This is a genomic window from Coleofasciculus sp. G2-EDA-02, assembly GCF_040226375.1.
Lineage (GTDB): Bacteria > Cyanobacteriota > Cyanobacteriia > Cyanobacteriales > Coleofasciculaceae > Coleofasciculus.
In genome coordinates, this window is the sequence record NZ_JAVKEW010000105.1 from 1 (window position 1) to 17,068 (window position 17,068).

The 17,068-nt window shown below is 43.7% G+C and carries 13 protein-coding genes and 1 pseudogene; 10 read left to right on the plus strand and 4 right to left on the minus strand.

Translation table 11 applies throughout. From position 1 onward, the window contains the following. Positions 1 to 295: 295 nt before the first annotated feature. Positions 296 to 724, plus strand: a complete 429-nt coding sequence (locus tag RLO19_RS11870; RefSeq protein ID WP_446334715.1) for a pentapeptide repeat-containing protein — start codon at positions 296 to 298, stop codon at positions 722 to 724. Positions 725 to 975: 251 nt separating this feature from the next. Here the strand turns inward: RLO19_RS11870 and RLO19_RS11875 are convergent. Further along, positions 976 to 1,527 (minus strand): annotated as a pseudogene (locus RLO19_RS11875) (RNA-guided endonuclease InsQ/TnpB family protein); the annotation flags it as partial. A 572-nt stretch (positions 1,528 to 2,099) separates the two neighbouring features. Here RLO19_RS11875 and RLO19_RS11880 point away from each other — a divergent pair. Then, positions 2,100 to 2,921 carry a tetratricopeptide repeat protein gene (locus RLO19_RS11880; RefSeq protein WP_446356601.1) on the plus strand — a complete coding sequence of 274 codons (822 nt, stop codon included), beginning with the start codon at positions 2,100 to 2,102 and terminating at the stop codon, positions 2,919 to 2,921. Positions 2,922 to 3,112: 191 nt separating this feature from the next. On the opposite strand, the gene RLO19_RS11885 is transcribed toward RLO19_RS11880, so the two are convergent. Then, positions 3,113 to 5,515 (minus strand): VIT domain-containing protein, encoded by a 2,403-nt coding sequence (locus RLO19_RS11885; protein WP_446356603.1) that lies wholly within the window; start codon positions 5,513 to 5,515, stop codon positions 3,113 to 3,115. A 753-nt stretch (positions 5,516 to 6,268) separates the two neighbouring features. Between RLO19_RS11885 and map the strand changes: the two genes are divergently transcribed. The 4 genes from map (at position 6,269) to RLO19_RS11905 (ending at position 10,289) form a co-directional block, all read left to right on the plus strand. Next, entirely contained in the window at positions 6,269 to 7,096 is an 828-nt protein-coding gene (gene map / locus RLO19_RS11890) for a type I methionyl aminopeptidase (RefSeq protein ID WP_446356605.1), read from the plus strand. A 304-nt stretch (positions 7,097 to 7,400) separates the two neighbouring features. Further along, positions 7,401 to 8,162, plus strand: a complete 762-nt coding sequence (locus tag RLO19_RS11895; RefSeq protein WP_446356607.1) for a MinD/ParA family ATP-binding protein — start codon at positions 7,401 to 7,403, stop codon at positions 8,160 to 8,162. A 220-nt stretch (positions 8,163 to 8,382) separates the two neighbouring features. Then, positions 8,383 to 9,564 (plus strand): AAA family ATPase, encoded by a 1,182-nt coding sequence (locus tag RLO19_RS11900; RefSeq protein WP_446356609.1) that lies wholly within the window; start codon positions 8,383 to 8,385, stop codon positions 9,562 to 9,564. Between the two features lie 11 nt (positions 9,565 to 9,575). Further along, a complete protein-coding gene (locus tag RLO19_RS11905) occupies positions 9,576 to 10,289 on the plus strand; it encodes a hypothetical protein (protein WP_446356611.1) in 714 nt (237 codons plus the stop codon). Positions 10,290 to 10,470: 181 nt separating this feature from the next. Here RLO19_RS11905 and purB read toward each other — a convergent pair whose 3' ends face one another. Continuing rightward, positions 10,471 to 11,766, minus strand: a complete 1,296-nt coding sequence (purB, locus tag RLO19_RS11910; protein ID WP_446356636.1) for an adenylosuccinate lyase — start codon at positions 11,764 to 11,766, stop codon at positions 10,471 to 10,473. Between the two features lie 177 nt (positions 11,767 to 11,943). Here purB and RLO19_RS11915 point away from each other — a divergent pair, with 177 nt between their 5' ends. From RLO19_RS11915 to RLO19_RS11930, 4 genes are all read left to right on the plus strand, one after another. Further along, the gene (locus tag RLO19_RS11915; RefSeq protein ID WP_446356612.1) at positions 11,944 to 12,333 is read left to right on the plus strand and encodes a hypothetical protein; all 390 of its coding nucleotides are present in this window, start codon (positions 11,944 to 11,946) and stop codon (positions 12,331 to 12,333) included. A 45-nt stretch (positions 12,334 to 12,378) separates the two neighbouring features. Beyond that, the gene (locus RLO19_RS11920; protein WP_446356638.1) at positions 12,379 to 12,453 is read left to right on the plus strand and encodes a PEP-CTERM sorting domain-containing protein; all 75 of its coding nucleotides are present in this window, start codon (positions 12,379 to 12,381) and stop codon (positions 12,451 to 12,453) included. Between the two features lie 216 nt (positions 12,454 to 12,669). After that, positions 12,670 to 13,569 (plus strand): hypothetical protein, encoded by a 900-nt coding sequence (locus tag RLO19_RS11925; RefSeq protein WP_446356614.1) that lies wholly within the window; start codon positions 12,670 to 12,672, stop codon positions 13,567 to 13,569. 106 nt (positions 13,570 to 13,675) lie between these two features. Further along, complete coding sequence (locus RLO19_RS11930) at positions 13,676 to 15,622, plus strand: Hsp70 family protein (RefSeq protein ID WP_446356640.1); 1,947 nt, start codon at positions 13,676 to 13,678, stop codon at positions 15,620 to 15,622. A 543-nt stretch (positions 15,623 to 16,165) separates the two neighbouring features. Here the strand turns inward: RLO19_RS11930 and RLO19_RS11935 are convergent. Further along, a complete protein-coding gene (locus RLO19_RS11935; RefSeq protein ID WP_446356615.1) occupies positions 16,166 to 16,846 on the minus strand; it encodes a hypothetical protein in 681 nt (226 codons plus the stop codon). Positions 16,847 to 17,068: the final 222 nt, after the last annotated feature.

The window sequence follows — 17,068 nt, forward strand, 5'->3', positions numbered from 1 at the left end:
AAAAAGTTATCAATGGATAATTAATAATTGATAATTGACAATTGATTAATTGGGTCTAAGACCTCTTCGTTTACGAAGAAATTAAAAAAGATTTTCCTTAATTTCAATCCTCTTCTTTTAAGGAGAGGTCATTATCCATTGTCAATTTGTGAACTTCAGCCACCCAATTCACCCCAGATCCAAAATATTCAGCAATTTTACTGAAGCCATTTACGACAGATGGCTGATGAAATATACACCTAAGGATGAATAACAATTAAAGACAAGTCTGTCTAACAAAACAACGAAAAAGCTTGTGAATATTAATCTAAGTGGCAAAGACCTAAGTGGCAAGGATCTAGTGGGGGCTAACCTTAGAGGTGCTATCCTAGAAGGAACTGACCTAAGTGGTGCTGACTTAAGTGAAGCAAACCTTCAGGGTGCTAATCTCAATGGTGCAGACCTCAGCTTAGCCAACCTCAGCTATGCGAAATTGACCCGCGCTCAGCTAAGTGGTGCTGACTTGCTAGCGGCTGATTTAATCGGTGCGGATCTCAGGGGTGCAGATTTGAGAAATGCAGATCTTAAAGGTGCTGATTTGACGGATGCTGACTTAAGAGCTACTGATTTGAGGGGGGTCAAATTGAGCAGAGTGAACCTCAGAGGTGCTGACTTGAGAGGGGCAAAGTTAAGTAAAGTCTACCTAATGGATGCTGATGTGAAAGGGATTAAGCTGGTAAGCTGATGGCTCTGTTGAACAATAAATTTTAGATTTTAGTTCATTCAAAAGGCTAAAATCTAAAATGGGTTGGTTAAGCTGTCATGCATTTAAATTGGGTATTAGTAGCGAGCTTTCCGGCTCCCACACCAAGGATGAGAGCAATTATTGACATTCAGGTTTAAATGCCGAACAGTTTATTGCCTAGCTCACCCAAAACGCCATGTTTCATTGCGTTCGTTCATAGTGAGTGACATCCTCCGACGATGAATCAAAGATTACATCGTCGGCTTCCCAACCTCACAATTGGGCATTGCTCCCCTACGCCAGTTATCTAGGCACATAGCCCCCGACACCTCGACTTGAGAGCCAATTTCTTGCTTCTCCAGAGTCCCTGGATACGTTTCGATTCCACGATTACAAATTTCTTGAGCAGAAGCGATATCTCTATCTACTTCATAACGACACTCAGGACAGTAATGAATTCGGTCTGAGAGTTTTTTCCTAACCTCAACTCGGCAATTTGGGCAAGTTGGAGAAGTTCCCCGATGGTCTACTTCTCCAACAAATACCCCTCGTTTGTTGCCGACAAACTTAAGAATAGAGCGAAATTGACCAAAACCTGCGTCAATTGTATGCTTGCCTAAAAAACCCTTTGCCATAATGCGGAAATCAATATCTTCAACAAAGATAGTATCCGCTATATCACAAAGTTTATGAGCAAGCTTAAATTGATAATCCTTCCGTTTAAAAGCGATGTGGTTATGCTGTTTCTCTACCTTTCTCCTGGCTTTATCATAATTTTTAGAGCGCTTTTTTTTCTTTGCCAACGGCATTTTCTCCCTCTAAAATCGAAGAGAAGGCTAGGTCAAGAATCAATCAAAACCGCTACAGTTGGGGCTTGCAGAATCTAGGAGGGGTTCGAGCGATCACCACATTTCTCTCTATCTTTTATTACCCTGTCCTCGCCCAGATTCTACCCGATGGTTATTTGGCGTCAAAATTATGGCAAGTGGGAAAATATACGGATTAAGAACGGCGAACTCACCAGTATAGCAATCTCTAACACAGCGATTGTCCACCAGCGGATTTCTTGATAACTCATTCGCATTTTCTCAATTTGATTTACCCAATTCCCCTGAGGGAGATAGTTTTCAGATGATCAGGGTTTGTTGAGAAAGACTATCAGTGTATTGGGGTATGTTCCTTTTTACAGAGGCGGTGAGTCGTTTCAGTAGCGTGTTTGTGAAGAGTGCGTGAGAAATCAATAAAGATATTGACAACCACACCCAACACCCCACCTACTATTCAAATAGTTTAAGCGCTCTTTCAGGTACTCCGGGTACAAGGAAGCAGATTGCTTGTACAGTGATCTAATAGCCCCTGTGATTTGAACATTCTCATGAAACGTTGGATTGTCAGTTTATTCGGTACAGTGCTAGTGCTGGTATGCTCTGGATTGTGGATAACGCCATCGGTGATGGCACAAGCCCAAATCCCTGATTTAACCCAGGCTCAGATTGAGCGGCTCAACGAATTACGGCAAAAAGCGTTTACGGCGACAGAACTCGGTGAGTTTACCATGGCTGAAGAGTATTGGACGCAACTGATTGAACTGTTACCCGATAATCCTGTAGGCTGGAGTAATCGGGGAAATGCCAGAGTCAGTCAGAATAAATTAGACGAAGCGATCGCAGATTTTAATCAATCGATTCAGTTAGCGCCCGACGCCGCCGATCCTTATTTGAACCGGGGTACAGCTTATGAAGGACAAGGAGAATGGGATCATGCGATCGCAGATTATCAGCGAGTATTGCAGATTAACCCCGATGACGCGATGGCGTACAATAACCTAGGAAACGCTAAAGCGGGAAAGGGAGAATGGGAAGCCGCGATCGCATATTACCAGAAAGCCATTGATTTATCCCCTAATTTTGCCTTCGCCCGGGCTAACCACGCCCTCGCCCTTTATCAAATTGGCGAGAAAAAAGAAGCAATCCTAGAATTCCGCAAGCTGATCCGCAAATATCCCCAATTTCCCGATGTCCGCGCTGCACTCACCGCCGCCTTATGGGTTAGTGGGAATCCGGGGGAAGCCGAGAGTAATTGGGTTGCTGCTATTGGGTTAGATCAGCGCTATAAAGACATCGATTGGGTGAAAAATATCCGCCGTTGGCCCCCCGCGATGGTGATGGCGTTGGAGAAGTTTTTGCAGTTGGAATAATATGTCTGATCTTGTTTAGATTGTATCATCCGAAAAAAATTGTGCGACTTCCGAAGCAAGATTATTCAGCTAAAACTTAATAGGTGCAATATCTTAGTTTTAGTCCATTTTAATGGACTTGAGCTATAAGCCAATAACTTGAGTTCTTGGCGGATGCTGAGGCTGACGGAAAATGAAAATTCAGCTAAATCTTACGACTGAATCCGTAGCCTTAACACCACAGTGTTATTAACCGATTTAGAAGGGCGCCACTTGATCAAATTTCGCTTAATTAACTCAATCACTTTTACCATTTTCAAGGTTGAAGCCTCCTCATCTAACATAATCCGCCCCACGCGCCCTTTGCTTAGAGTAAACTCGAAAACGATTTCACCACTCAAATTAGACTGTAAATTCACTCCTTGCAAATATTGGGTCAGAGATAGGGTTTCAGGTTCCTCCAATCCGGTGACACTAACCACTTCCAACTGAGTATTTTTCGCGGCTGGAGGCGAAGGCTTTTCACCTAAGTTTTTCGGAACTTCATTAATACCTTTGCTTACAGTTCCTTGGGATGGAGATGTCGGTAAAATTTGGTTTGCATTTTCTTGTTCTGGCATCGAATAAAAACAATTTTCAATCAAATGAAAACCATCTTCATCTGGGAAGGCATCCGAAATAGAGAAACTTTCAAGGGACATACCTGGCGCACTGGCTGAATAGGCTCGTCGTTTTGATTGAATTGACAGTGAACGACGAGATGCTGTTCCACCAAAAACGCCTCGATAACTAACATCCTCTGCCATTTCTACAGGAACATTCATGGAAACAGATTGGCTTCCCGGTTCTACCCGCACATCATCACTAACGGCAACAAACGCCGTATATTGGCACAATAATTGATAGGTTAACGCCGTATCCGTTACCGCCTCAACTCCCAATTTGGTTTCATAAGTAACCATTTGATTCATCAAGTTTTTAATCCGTGCCCGCCCCCACAATTGAGCAATGGCTTGATTTCCGGTTTCGCTAAAATTGAGGTGAAATGTCTTTTGATAGCGTTCACCGTCTGCGGTAGTACCATTAATCTGTAAATCAACCGCCATGCGATCGCGCTTTCGTCCAAATAGCACCAAAGGCTGTTGGGCAAATAAATCGGGGGCGACTGTAGGGTAAATCTCTGGGGATTCTCCTGTCCCTTCCCAGTTTATTTCAATTGTCGTTAAGACGGGATTATTAATTGACCGGAAAAACTTTTCCACTACTTTTTCCGTCGGTTCATCGTGACGAATAATCCGGCAAATCCCGCGTCCAATTTCAGCAATGCGATTGAGTAAAAAGCGGTTAACTGAACTCCCCGCCCCGAAACTATATAAACGATTTCTGGGTTTAAGTTCCTGCTGCACTTCGGCTAAAATTTGAGTTTCATTGCCAATATAACCATCACTGAGCAAAACCACACTTCGCAACCGCCCCTCTGGTGCTGGAACATTAATCGCCGCCCGAATCCCACTGAGCATTTCGGTTGCGCCACTGGCATGTAATTGATTAATATAATTAATTGCCAATGTCCGATTTTCGGGTGTATTGGCGAGGGGGGTTTGGGATAAATGGCGGACGGTATGGGAAAAGTCAAGAATCGTGAATGTATCCTTAGGATTTAACCCATTAATAAAGCGTCGCATTAGTTCTTGACATTTGTGCAAGGGTGCGCCTTGTTGGGAACCGGATGTGTCCATGAGAAACACCATATCCTTGGGGACAATTTCATCAGGGCGATAGTCTAAAGCGGGGATAAAATAAAGGGCAAAATGTCCGCCCCGTTCATCAGATTGGGTTAAGACTGTGGCTTGGGTATTGTCTCCGGCGACTTGATATCTCAAGATTAAGTCTTTATTGGGAATCGTATCATCACCGCGCAGTTGTACCCGGACAATTTCTCCCTCGGTTTCTATCTGCAACTGATGAGAGGGTGAATGGACATTTTGAATCGGTACACCTGCATCAATTTCCACCGTAACGCCGATATCATGTGCAGAACGCATTCCTTCGGGTACAATAGGCGGTGTAATTCGGGAGGCGTCGGGGACTTCATCGGTATCGCCACTATCATCAATAGCTGTACCGGGATTATATCGGGGTCCTATCACCATGGGGAAGACGAATTCATAGTCCCCTTGTTCAAAGTTCAAGCTATCGGTGTAGCGAATCGTGACATCAATTTGTTCACCGGGTTTGATATTGGCGAGGGATTGGGTAAAGATATTATCGCGTTCTTGTTCGAGTAATCCGGCTGTGCGCCCTTCTTGTTTGGCTTGTGCGTAAATCTGTTGGGCTTCTTCGCGTTTTTTAATGGTTCCTTTAATCGTGCGATCGCCGATTTTAATTTCCATGTCATCCACGGCGGCTTCATCGGGTAAAGGGAAGACATAAAAGGCTTCTAACGGTTGGGTGAACGGGTTCTCAAATCGCTGAGTAACTTCAACTCGTGACAGGTTCCCAGCAATTTTAGCATCAACCTCGGTATGCTTGAGCGGAAAAACTAGGGAATTCCCGTCGGGAGATTGACAGTATAAGCCGTTATATTTAGGCGTGGGAGATTGAACGGTTGCCATTGGTTATTTGTCCTTTTTTATTGGAGTTTTTTGATTGAGAGGAATGTAGTTAAACTTAGCTGGGTTGTAATCGGGTTATGGTAGCCTGATTTTTGACCCTTCACAACCTTCGAGACAAGGCGCGTCTGTGGGTAGGGGCGGGTTTGACGACTATCTTTTCGGTTGCACCCAGATATAACTAAACCCGCCCCGATATAGGTTTCTAGACTTCCGGTGAAACGTCAGGTTTCTTGAGTGTGACATTATGATTATGCTTTGGAGAAGGTTTTGGTTTTAATTTTTACTTGATTTAATTGATCAAATAGAACAGTAATCCTTGATTCCGAATTTAATGAATTAGAATTACATCCAGAAACTGTAGGGGCGCATGGCGTGCGCCCATAAAATCTACAAATCTATCCCACAATTTTAGCTGTGCCACGCCACTATTAGGCGTCTACAGAGGTGATAGGGGTCTGGAGTAGGGACACGGCACTGCCGTGCCCCTATATGTGGGGTTGTAGACTGTTTATCAAATTCAAAGGGTTGATTAACACGATATCTGGCAAATAAGCTGGAGCCAGGATAATCAATGATAAGATAAAACTTTGTCGCCGGATCACCCTTGCCCAGCCTACAGAAACTCATTCAATCGGCAACATCGGGGAATTGAAACCTGAAAATCCCCCTTTTGTCAGCAGGCTTTCCCGCAGTGTAGGGGAAGGCAAGGGGATCTCCCAGTCAAGCTCACCCATTCTCGGTTTCATCGTTTACATGAATATTCTTAGTAACCTGCTTTCCAAACCCGCCCAGCAATCCCGTCCGAAAAAACAACGTCGGGGCATAGAAATTAAATCTGAGTCTGAACTTACCATTATGCGGCAGGCATCTAAAATAGTCGCCACAGTGCTCAAAGAAATTTCCGAACAGGTTAAACCGGGAATGACGACAGCGGATTTGGATGCTTATGCGGAAAAACGCATCCGCGAAATGGGAGCAACCCCCAGTTTTAAAGGGTATCACGGCTTCCCAGCTTCAATCTGTTCCTGTCTCAACAACGAAGTGGTTCATGGAATTCCCAGTCGCAAAAAGGTGATTCGGGCTGGGGATGTGCTGAAAGTTGACACCGGGGCTTACTATGAAGGCTTCCATGGCGACTCCTGTATTACTATTGCCGTGGGTAATGTTAAACCCAACGCGGCTAAGTTAATCGAAGTCGCAGAAGCATCGCTGTACAAAGGAATCGAACAGGTGAAAGCGGGGAACTACCTGATTGACATTGCTGGCGCGATCGAAGATCATGTGAAGGCTAATGGTTTTACTGTGGTGGAAGATTTCACAGGTCATGGCGTGGGACGCAACTTGCACGAAGAACCCTCTGTATTTCACTTCCGCACTCGCCAAATGCCCAATGTTAAATTACGGGAAGGGATGACTCTGGCAATTGAACCCATTATCAATGCAGGTTCTAAGTTTACCCGTATCTTATCTGACCGTTGGACAGCCGTAACCGTCGATAATGCCCTATCTGCTCAGTTTGAGCATACTGTGTTAGTGACAACAGATGGATACGAAATTTTAACCGATCGCAGCAAAGTGTGAACGAGTCGAGTTAAGATAGATCAACTCAAAACTTAGCCGGGGCGGGTTTAGTCACATCTGGGTTAATCAGAAACGATAGTAGTAAAACCCGCCCCTACACAAATCGGTTCGGGCGGGTTTAGTCACATCTGAGTTAATCAGAAACGATAGTAGTAAAACCCGCCCCTACACAAATTGGTTCGGGCGGGTTTAGTCACATCTGGGTTAATCAGAAACGATAGTAGTAAAACCCGCCCCTACACAAACACCAGGTTCCCTGAGCCTAGCGTTGGGTCAAAACTAATCGACATCCTAGAGGTATAAAATGTCGGAAATTGTGTCTATCCACTCATTCCGTGGTGGCACTGGCAAATCAAACTCCACAGCCAATCTAGCCGCAACTGTCGCTAAAGCTGGATATCGAGTCGGTATTGTTGATACCGATATCCAGTCTCCAGGAATTCACGTTCTTTTCGGCTTTGATGAGAACAAAATGAAAAACGCCCTCAATGATTACTTATGGGGGCGCTGTCAAATTGAAGATGCGGCGTATGATGTCAGTTCTATCCTGGGAGAAAACCGCAAAATCAATAGTAAACTCTATTTGATTCCCTCCAGTATTCGCATGGGAGAGATTACCCGGATTTTGCGAGAAGGGTACGATGTGAATATGTTAATTGACGGTTTTGAGGACTTAATTACAGCCTTAAAGCTAGACTATCTCTTTATTGATACTCACCCCGGTCTGAATGAAGAAACACTATTGTCTATCACTATCTCTGACGTATTGTTAATTATTCTACGTCCAGACCGGCAGGATTTTCAAGGAACGGCTGTCACCGTTGATGTGGCGCGGAAGTTGCAAGTGCCTAAGCTACTGCTGATGGTGAATAAAGCCCATGAATCGCTAGATTTTAAGGCATTAGAGCAAGATATGACGAAAACCTATCAGGCTAAAGTCGCGGGGATTTTACCCTTATCGGAAGAAATGATTCAACTCGCTAGTGGTGATGTATTTTGTATCCGCTTTCCCAGTCATCCTTTAAGTCTAGAAATTAAAAAAGTGGCACAGCAAATTATGACGTGATAGAAATATCACTGACATAAGGTAGGCTCGTAGTTGCGCTTTAGCGCTAAAAATCCTAGCTGACTGTAAACCCTTAAGGAGCGTGCCATTTTCCTTGAATTAGTACCATTCACGTTAAGTATTAGGTGGGTGGGTATAGGAATTTTGACGTGATTTCCAAATTCATTTGTTGTTTTACTAGGTTATCTAAAATATAAAATGAACTAAATACTTCCCTTTAATGTCAGAAAAATACATAGACATGATAATTACACACCTAAGAGTTGAGAACTTCAAATCCCTCGTTGACTTTAATTTATCTTTAGCCAAATTTAACTGTTTAGTTGGACTGAATGGTTCAGGTAAATCAACAGTATTACAATTCTTTGATTTTTTATCTCAACAGGTTAAAGGGGATCTAGATGATTGGTTAAAAAAACGGCAGTGGGAAGCCTCTGATATTAATTCAAAGTTAACTCGAAAAAAAAATATTGATTTTGAAGCGACTCTTCTCCATAATAAAAATTTTGAGGTGAAATGGTCTGCCAGCTTTAACCGGACAACATTGCGTTGTACCGCTGAACGTATAGATTGGAATAATAATTTAATTCTGAAAGTAGAAGATGGAAAATATAATATCTGGGCTTTGACTAAGCAAGAGCGGGAGAACAAATTATCTGGAACTATCACGTTTGATTATCAAGGCTCATTACTATCACAGATTAAAGAATCTCAATTAACCACACAAACCCTTGAACTCAAGAAGTTTTTTGCAGAAATAAATGCATTAGATCTTTTGACTCCTGAGTTGTTAAGACAGCGGACACGAGAGGCAACGAATAGTTTAGGATTGGGTGGTGAACGTCTTTCAGCCTTTCTCTATGAAATAGGGGAAGCCAAACGAGACGATATTAAACAAACAATGACTAAAATTTATCCAACAATCAAAAAAATTGATGTAGAAAAACTGCGTTTTGGCTGGAAAAGACTTCTAGTTGAAGAGGAATTTAAAAAGACTCTATTAAAGACAGAAGCACGCCATGTCGCTGATGGCTTTTTGCGTATGCTGGCGATTTTGGCGCAACTGTCTAAAGAGCAAAGTTTTTTGTTGCTTGATGAAATAGAGAATGGTATTAATCCGGAACTTATTGAGTTTCTCGTTGATAGCTTAGTTCAATCTACTCCACAAGTGCTAGTCACAACTCATAGTCCGATGATTTTGAATTATCTCGAAGATGATATTGCCACTGCCGGTGTAATTTACCTATACAAAACGCAAAATGGCTCGACACAAGCTGTGCGACTCTTTGATATTCCTTCTATGCGAGAGAAATTAACGGTTATGGGTCCAGGGGAAGTTTATGAGGATACCTTATTAACTCAACTTGACCAAGAAATTAATCGCCTAAAACAAACAAATTAGTCAGAGGTACGTTGGCTGTGTTCTTATTACTAAGTGGAGAAGGAGCATCTGATATAGGCGATCAGAATAAAATTGGTCCCATGACTAAATTTATTGATCATTGGGTCTTTCAACGTAGCCACTACTCCTTAGTTGAGATAAATTGTTATAAAATTGTTTCCAAAAATGAATTAGCTGGTATCGCCAAAAGTCAGCTAAAGCCTCTTTCGCGAAAAGGAAAAAAGCACAAGAAAGAAACAGGGTATTTCTATAAGAATGCCAGAGCTTTAGCTTTATTAGCTAAGGAAGAGAGTAGTAAGCTTGAGACAATAGTCATACCAGTTTTGTTTAGAGATGCAGACGGTACGGCAAGCTCTGATAGAGGAGAATGGAAAGATAAATGGCAATCTATGTTGAATGGCTTTCAAGCTGAAGAAATTTTAAATGGTGTTCCAATGATTCCCAAACCCAAGTCTGAAGCTTGGATTTTGTGTGCCTTGCGTGAGCGTTATCAAAATTGCCAGCGACTTGAAAATGAGTCAGGTAATGATGATTCACCTAACTCCTTGAAAAAACAGTTAGAGGAACATCTCGGTGAACCAGCAACAAGAGAGTTACTGAATGATGAGATTGATCAAGGCAACCTAGATATTAGCAAGATTTTGGATATGCCTAGTCTTACAGCATTTAAGGAAAGATTAGATGAAGTATTGGATAACCTTAGATTGCCTCGGCAGGACTATTGACCGAGGATTAATCCAGATTCTCAGTGTAACGCGATCGCACCTTCGATGTTTTCAGTCATAGCTTTTGTCATTGTCATTTGTCATTTGTCCAAGAGGGCGGGTTTATTTACATCTTTTGTGAGGTAAGAAACGATAGTAGTGAAACCCGCCCCTACAGACGAATAATGACACGTCTGGAACATTAAATGCCTAAACGTTGATAAATCTCGTCGAGATGCCGAAAATGATGTTGAGGATTAAAACAGTCCTCAATTTCATCCGGTGTTAGCTGACTCTGAACACGAGAATCTTGGGCGATGAGTTCTCGAAAATTTCCCCCTGGTTGATTCCATGCCTGATGAGCGCAAGACTGAACAATACTGTAGGCGTCTTCTCGACTCGTTCCCTTTTCCACGAGAGTTAACATGACTCGTTGACTAAAGATGACACCCCCATACCGATTGAGATTCCGCTTCATGTTTTCCGGGTACACCAATAAGTTTTTGACTAAATGAGTCATTTCATGAATCATAAAGTGGGTCAAAATGCAAGTATCTGGCAGGATAACCCGTTCCACAGAGGAGTGAGAAATATCGCGTTCGTGCCATAGTGCGATATTCTCCAGCGCGGCGACAGCATGACCCCGAAGAATCCGCGCCATCCCGCTTAGGCGTTCGGAACGAATCGGGTTACGCTTATGAGGCATTGCCGAAGATCCTTTTTGTCCTTTGGCAAAAAATTCTTCAACTTCCAAGACATCGGTGCGTTGTAAGTTGCGAATTTCTACCGCAAAGCGTTCCAGGGAAGCGCCTAAGAGCGCCAACTGCTGGACAAATTCACCATGACGATCGCGTGAAATAACCTGAGTTGATGCCATATCCGGATCAAGTCCCAACTTCTGAGTTGCGATCGCTTCCACACGAGGGTCAGTATTGGCGTAGGTTCCCACCGCACCAGAAATCTTACCCACGGCAATATGTTGGCGCAAATTCACCAAGCGATCGCGGTGTCGCAATACTTCCGCCAACCACCCGGCTAGCTTAAAGCCAAAGGTAATCGGTTCAGCATGAATCCCGTGCGATCGCCCAATCATCACCGTGTAGCGATGTTGTTGCGCCTGATAGCGAATCGCTTGAATCAGTTGCTCCAAGCCTTCCACAATCAGATTCAGACTAGCAACCAGTTGTAGTGCTAAAGCAGTATCTAAAACATCAGAACTGGTTAATCCCAAGTGGATGTAGCGCCCCACATCCCCCACATACTCATTCACATTCGTCAGAAACGCGATCATATCATGACGGACTTGAGCCTCAATTTCCAAGATGCGATCGACATCAAAATTTGCCTTTGCTTTAATTTCCGCAACCGCATCCGCCGGAATCTCACCCAATTCCGCTTTTGCCTCACAAACCGCAATTTCCACCTGAAGCCAGGTTTTAAACTTATAGGTATCCGTCCAGAGTTCGCCCATTTCAGGCAAGGTATAGCGCTCGATCAATGCCTGCATACGCCCAATACAACCGTCATATTGTACAACTGTGCTTTGGTTTATTCCATTTTTTTGGCTGTTGGATTGTAGAAGCCGGATGACTTGGTTGTATTAGTCATCCTTTCTGGACAGGTATCTCCATGGTTAGCAGGATAAACTAGTAAAAGTACCTATTGCAATATTTCCATGTTTGATCTCACTTTTTCAATTGAATTCTCCCGCGCCCATTGTGTGGCGATTTGTGCGGGGTTAGTTCCCCTTAACTTACTGCTTACGTTGCAGACGATGATTTTGACGGGACTCCAGCGCTCTCAACGTCAGGTGCGATTAGCGGCTGTACTTGCCTATATTCCGGCTGGGGTGATGGTACTCCATGTTTGGACATGGTGGATGATTGGGGTAGTGATGGCGCCCACGTTCATCTTGTTAGGCTTAGCTTGTATCTGTGCGGGGATTAATGTCTGGGCAAGTCTTTCCCCGCAAACGATGGCTAGTTTACTGCGAGGAGGGTGGTTCTGGGTAATGGAACATATCCGCCATTCTGATAAGCGTCGTGATTCTGTTGTTGTTCCTTAAGTTCCAAGGAAAAGATCCCCAACTTATGATTCTGTACCTGAACCGCTGACTATTCTAAGATCAGATTTGGCTTTGGGATTGGGGGCTATCTTCAAAAAACAACAGTCACGGCGGCGTTAGTCAATTCATTCCTTGTTCATAACCTTTGCTTCTGTGTAGAGACGTTGCATGCAACGTCTCTACAATTTTGTGGGGATTGCTTCAACACCAAGCCAGCTACAGCCAGAGGTTTACACAGGATGAACCATCAACGATAAGCTTGGGAATATATTCCACATAAGCGAGAACTGCTATAGGTTATCACTTAGAAGCAGTGCTACAGTCTCAAGATAGGCGATGACCACACTACTAACGCTTTTTAGCAAACAACGACAGGAACTTCAAGGCGCGATCGATAAAACGACGCATCCAGAACAGGTGGTGATGCTGGTGCAAAACCAACTCAATACTCTCGAAAGCACTTATATTGGGGGACTGAGCGTTTCTCAGGTGCGTCTGGCGGCTTTTTTCCTGGATGCGCTGCGCCAGTCTGTCGCCACTCTAGCGGCGGCGAATCCAACCAACCTGATGCGGGTTACCACCCCAGAATCAGAGTCAGAGGACCAAACAGGGCGACGGTTGTCTCCCAAACGCCTAATTCTCAAAGTTCTCCAGGGACTTATCTGTATCGGTATCTTGGATTCCCTGTTCAACTTGAGTTCCGATGCGCCTGGAGCGTGGCTGGATATTTTGCTGATGGCTTTGCTTGTCGGGCTTGAGGTTGTCTCTCAACTCGATAAAGGTTCTCCAGAAAACCCTACAGACGCCCTTGAATCAACAGCCTCTGCGCTTTCCTTGCGAATCGATAGCCAAGTCTTGTTAGATAACCTAGCGGAGGCTCTCAATACCATTGATTTGGCAGTTGCTCAAGCCCAAGATGGGAAGAAAACCGTAGAGGCGAATGCAATTGAGGAACAACCCGAACTATTAAATCTGCTACAACGGTTGATAGGCGCATCTTTTCTAGAAAAGCCCCAGATGGCGCTAGAACTGACTAAACTTATACCCCAAATTTTGATCGAGCAGGGTATTGAAGCCAAACTCTACCAACCGGATGATGTCAAGAGTCAGCGGGAGTATTTTGACTTCGAGCCAACTATCAACCCCAATGCTACAGAGTATATTACAATCGCGCCGGCTTTAGTGAAAGGCGATCGCTTATTGCGGCGGGGACGGGTAATTGAACCGAAACCTTAATAAATAATCAATTATGAATGATGTATTGTTCCGACAAAACCCTGAGCAAACCGAGAGTATTTTGAACCTAAACACCTCACCCCTATCTTCTCTTCTTCCCGATAATATGCCTGTTTTAGAAACCATTGGATTTGATTTAGGACACGGTGAAACAGCCGTGGCTAAAGCGGTAGTGGAGAGTATTGATCCCCCAGAAATGCTGGAGGTGAATAATAAGAAAGTTCAAGTTACCGCCCTAGGCTGGCATCCTGATTTGGGTTATTTGGTGGGGGAACAAGCGTTAATTCAAGTGGGTGTAACCCAACTCGATATTGCCTTTAAACAAAAACCAAATGCCGATCTAAATTACCGCAAGACTATTCGTCATTTTCTGGAAACCTACTACAATCTTTTGCAAAAAAGCAAACAACTGGAAGGGGAAGAAAAGAGTCATTTTTTTGTGGGTTGTCCATCGGGATGGTCAAAGCGCGATCGCCAAGAGTACCAAACCATCTGTAAAGCCGCTGGAATTACCCGCCTCAGCGTGGTTCCCGAATCACGGGCGGCGTTTATGCAGGCAAAGGAAGCGGGGAAGCTGGATTATGATAAGCTCAAATCGGCGGTACTTATTATTGATATTGGGTCTTCCACAACTGATTTTACCTTAGTCAAGAGTTTACATGAAATTCCCCTAGATTTTGGGAGTAATACCTTAGGGGCTTTCCTAATTGACAAGGCAATTTTTGAGCGAACTGTGGCTAACTATGAAGATACCGCATTATTAAAATGGGTGTTTGAGGAATATCCCCATCATAAAGCCCGTTGTCTTTTGGCTAGCCGTAAAGCCAAGGAAGATTATTTTTCTAACGAACAAGTCTATAGCCATCCCCAATCCTTTGCCCGTGGTTTTGAATCGATTAACGAACAGATTTATTTTATTCCCCAAGTCAATAAATCTGTCATGACGGAGATATTGAATCAACCGTTAACGGAATTGGATGGGAAAAGTTGGATTGAATCATTTCGGGAGTCAGTGATTGAGGCAAAAAAAACCCTGGCTGAACAAGGGATAACTCCAAAGGTTTTGCTCATGACAGGGGGCGCATCACGGATGCAATTCACCCGTCAAATTTGTGAAGAAATTTTCCCAGAACCCGCTACCCAAGTGCGTCCTGATCCCGAACCGGAACGGTGTATCGCCCTAGGGTTAGCGCGAGTTGGACGCTGGGATTTACGGGCGGAAGCGTTTAAAAAAGAAGTGGATCAACGGTTTGATTCTCAGAAACTAAAATCGATTATTGAACGACATATTCCTGAGTTAATTGAACTGTTAATTAAACCATTATCCCAGGGGTTAATTGACAACGCGGTTAAACCCAGTTTGCAAGACTGGCGCATGAATAAAATTAGGACGTTAGGTGACTTGGAAACTCGGATGAAGCAGCAGGCGCAGGCGTGGATTAAAAATGATTCTCTGGGGAAGAATGGCACTGAATCCGCACGACAGATTGTCAAAAATCAATCGATTACTTGGTTTAACAGCAAGATTCAACCTGAATTGTCGGTGGAAACCGACCCAATTTGTCAAAAATATCAAATACCCAGAAGCAGTTTAAGATTTGAGGAAGGGATTGATCCGGATGTGGTTAACCCAGAAATCTCCGTTGGCGATGCTATCTTGGCAGATACGGTGTTATTAATTGTTAATATCGTGATTGGTGGGGGAACGGTTGGGGGGATTATTACCCTGATTTTAACTGGACATTTGACGTGGCCCCTTTTAGTCATTTATGGTATTTCGGTACTGGCGGCTGGTGTGGAAATCACGCGCAGCAAAACCCAGGAAGCGATTAAGACTAAGTTAGATATTCCCAGTTGGAGTCGTCAATTTCTGTTGAATGATAATAAGATTAACTCAACCTGTGAGCAAATGAAGCCGGAGTTAGAGAAGGTGTTTAGGGAACAATTGCTTGAGAATCAGGAGGCGTTTGATGAGTTAATTAATAAGGTGGGGCGAGAGTTAAAGAAAGCGCTTAATGCGAAGGCGCAAGAAGCGGTAATCTTGATTCAGTAGAAAACGTTAGGAAATAATAACCACATATTCGTTGCGGTTTAGGGATAATTTGTAGGGGCGGGTTTAGGGATTCAATTAGATAGTCACCGATAAATGAACAACAAAACCCGCCCTGATTAACCTCTAAAAGCCCAGTATGCGTTATCGGATGAGTTTGTGATTGATAATCGAGGAAATGAACTCTACAGCGTTTTGCAAATTATCAAGCGTTTGAGTCAATTGGGGGGTGAATGAGTAAGTTGATGGGTTACGATATTGGCATGGCACAGCTAAAATTGTGGAATAGGTTGTAGGTTGGGTTGACGCCTGTTACTAGGGCAGAATATAGGGCTTTAGCCCTTACTACAAGCCGGTGCGATCGCATAACTTGAACCTGATTTTTCACCTGAAGTCTAGAAACCTGCGTCGGGGCGGGTTTAATTACTTATAGGTGCAACAGAAAAGATAGTAGTGAAACCCGCCCCGACAAGCTCAAAACTTATATCCCTTCGTTGCGCCACATACCCTGAAACGTAAGAACTCGAACCCACAGATATAATCCTATTACCGCAAGAGTTGCAATGTTCCCCGAATTTGCTCAAACGCCTGTTGATACACCGCCTCATTGCCACTTCCTTTAGCCAAACTAATCACAATAATATCTTGACCATCAAGACTGGAAAGCACGAGATTCTCGGACTCGTACAACCCTGTAGACTCGAATGCGATCGCGTCTTGATTGGCTACCTGTTGCTCTTTATAATTCTCTGGGGAGACAAAATAGTCAGAACGGCTTTTTACCCACTCTTGTAACGAGAGGCGATCGGGATTACGATAAACCCAAAGGCTAACGTTGGCTGGCAATTCCGTACCTTCAAAATCATTCTGAATCGCTTGATAATCCGCCTGCGTCCATACCTCTACGCTTCCCCGCCTCACTTCAGACTCAGTATCTGACTGTTCATTCGTATCATCAACAACAAACCCCTCCGGATACTCAAAACTGATACCCAAAGACTCGTTTTTATAGGTATTTTGGCTATCCTTTGACGATGAGTTAGTCTGAGTGGCTGGTTCGGTGGAACTAGAGGAAGTTACAGATTCAGCAGACGTTCCCGGAGAATTCACCCCAGAGGGAGGTTCTGCTTGACAAGCAATAGTCAGTCCCAAACTCACACAGCACAACACTCGACCCAAAAACCAGGAGATGCGATTGTTAGTTATCCATTGGCGCTGAATTGACATAAATCATCTTTATCTGCCTTTATCTGTTTTTTCTCGCTTGGGTGGTATCTGTCCGGTTTTTTGAGCTTCTAGTACAGCCACCTCAATCAAAAAGGCAGCTAAACTCGCTCTGGGTCTACCTTGGTTATCTGCTCATCATTCTAAACTTTCATAAATATAGTCGGGAATTGTAACGTGAATACGTTTGCTCACTACCAAGAGTTGACGTTCATTATCGCTTTT

Excerpts from the sequence above, each read along its gene's own strand:
- RLO19_RS11925 (WP_446356614.1), top strand. The coding sequence starts at position 12,670 with ATGACCACACTACTAACGCTTTTTAGCAAACAACGACAGGAACTTCAA.
- RLO19_RS11930 (WP_446356640.1), top strand. The coding sequence starts at position 13,676 with ATGCCTGTTTTAGAAACCATTGGATTTGATTTAGGACACGGTGAAACA.
- RLO19_RS11885 (WP_446356603.1), bottom strand. The coding sequence starts at position 5,515 with ATGGCAACCGTTCAATCTCCCACGCCTAAATATAACGGCTTATACTGT.
- RLO19_RS11895 (WP_446356607.1), top strand. The coding sequence starts at position 7,401 with ATGTCGGAAATTGTGTCTATCCACTCATTCCGTGGTGGCACTGGCAAA.
- map (WP_446356605.1), top strand. The coding sequence starts at position 6,269 with ATGAATATTCTTAGTAACCTGCTTTCCAAACCCGCCCAGCAATCCCGT.
- RLO19_RS11935 (WP_446356615.1), bottom strand. The coding sequence starts at position 16,846 with ATGTCAATTCAGCGCCAATGGATAACTAACAATCGCATCTCCTGGTTT.
- RLO19_RS11915 (WP_446356612.1), top strand. The coding sequence starts at position 11,944 with ATGTTTGATCTCACTTTTTCAATTGAATTCTCCCGCGCCCATTGTGTG.
- RLO19_RS11900 (WP_446356609.1), top strand. The coding sequence starts at position 8,383 with ATGTCAGAAAAATACATAGACATGATAATTACACACCTAAGAGTTGAG.
- RLO19_RS11880 (WP_446356601.1), top strand. The coding sequence starts at position 2,100 with ATGAAACGTTGGATTGTCAGTTTATTCGGTACAGTGCTAGTGCTGGTA.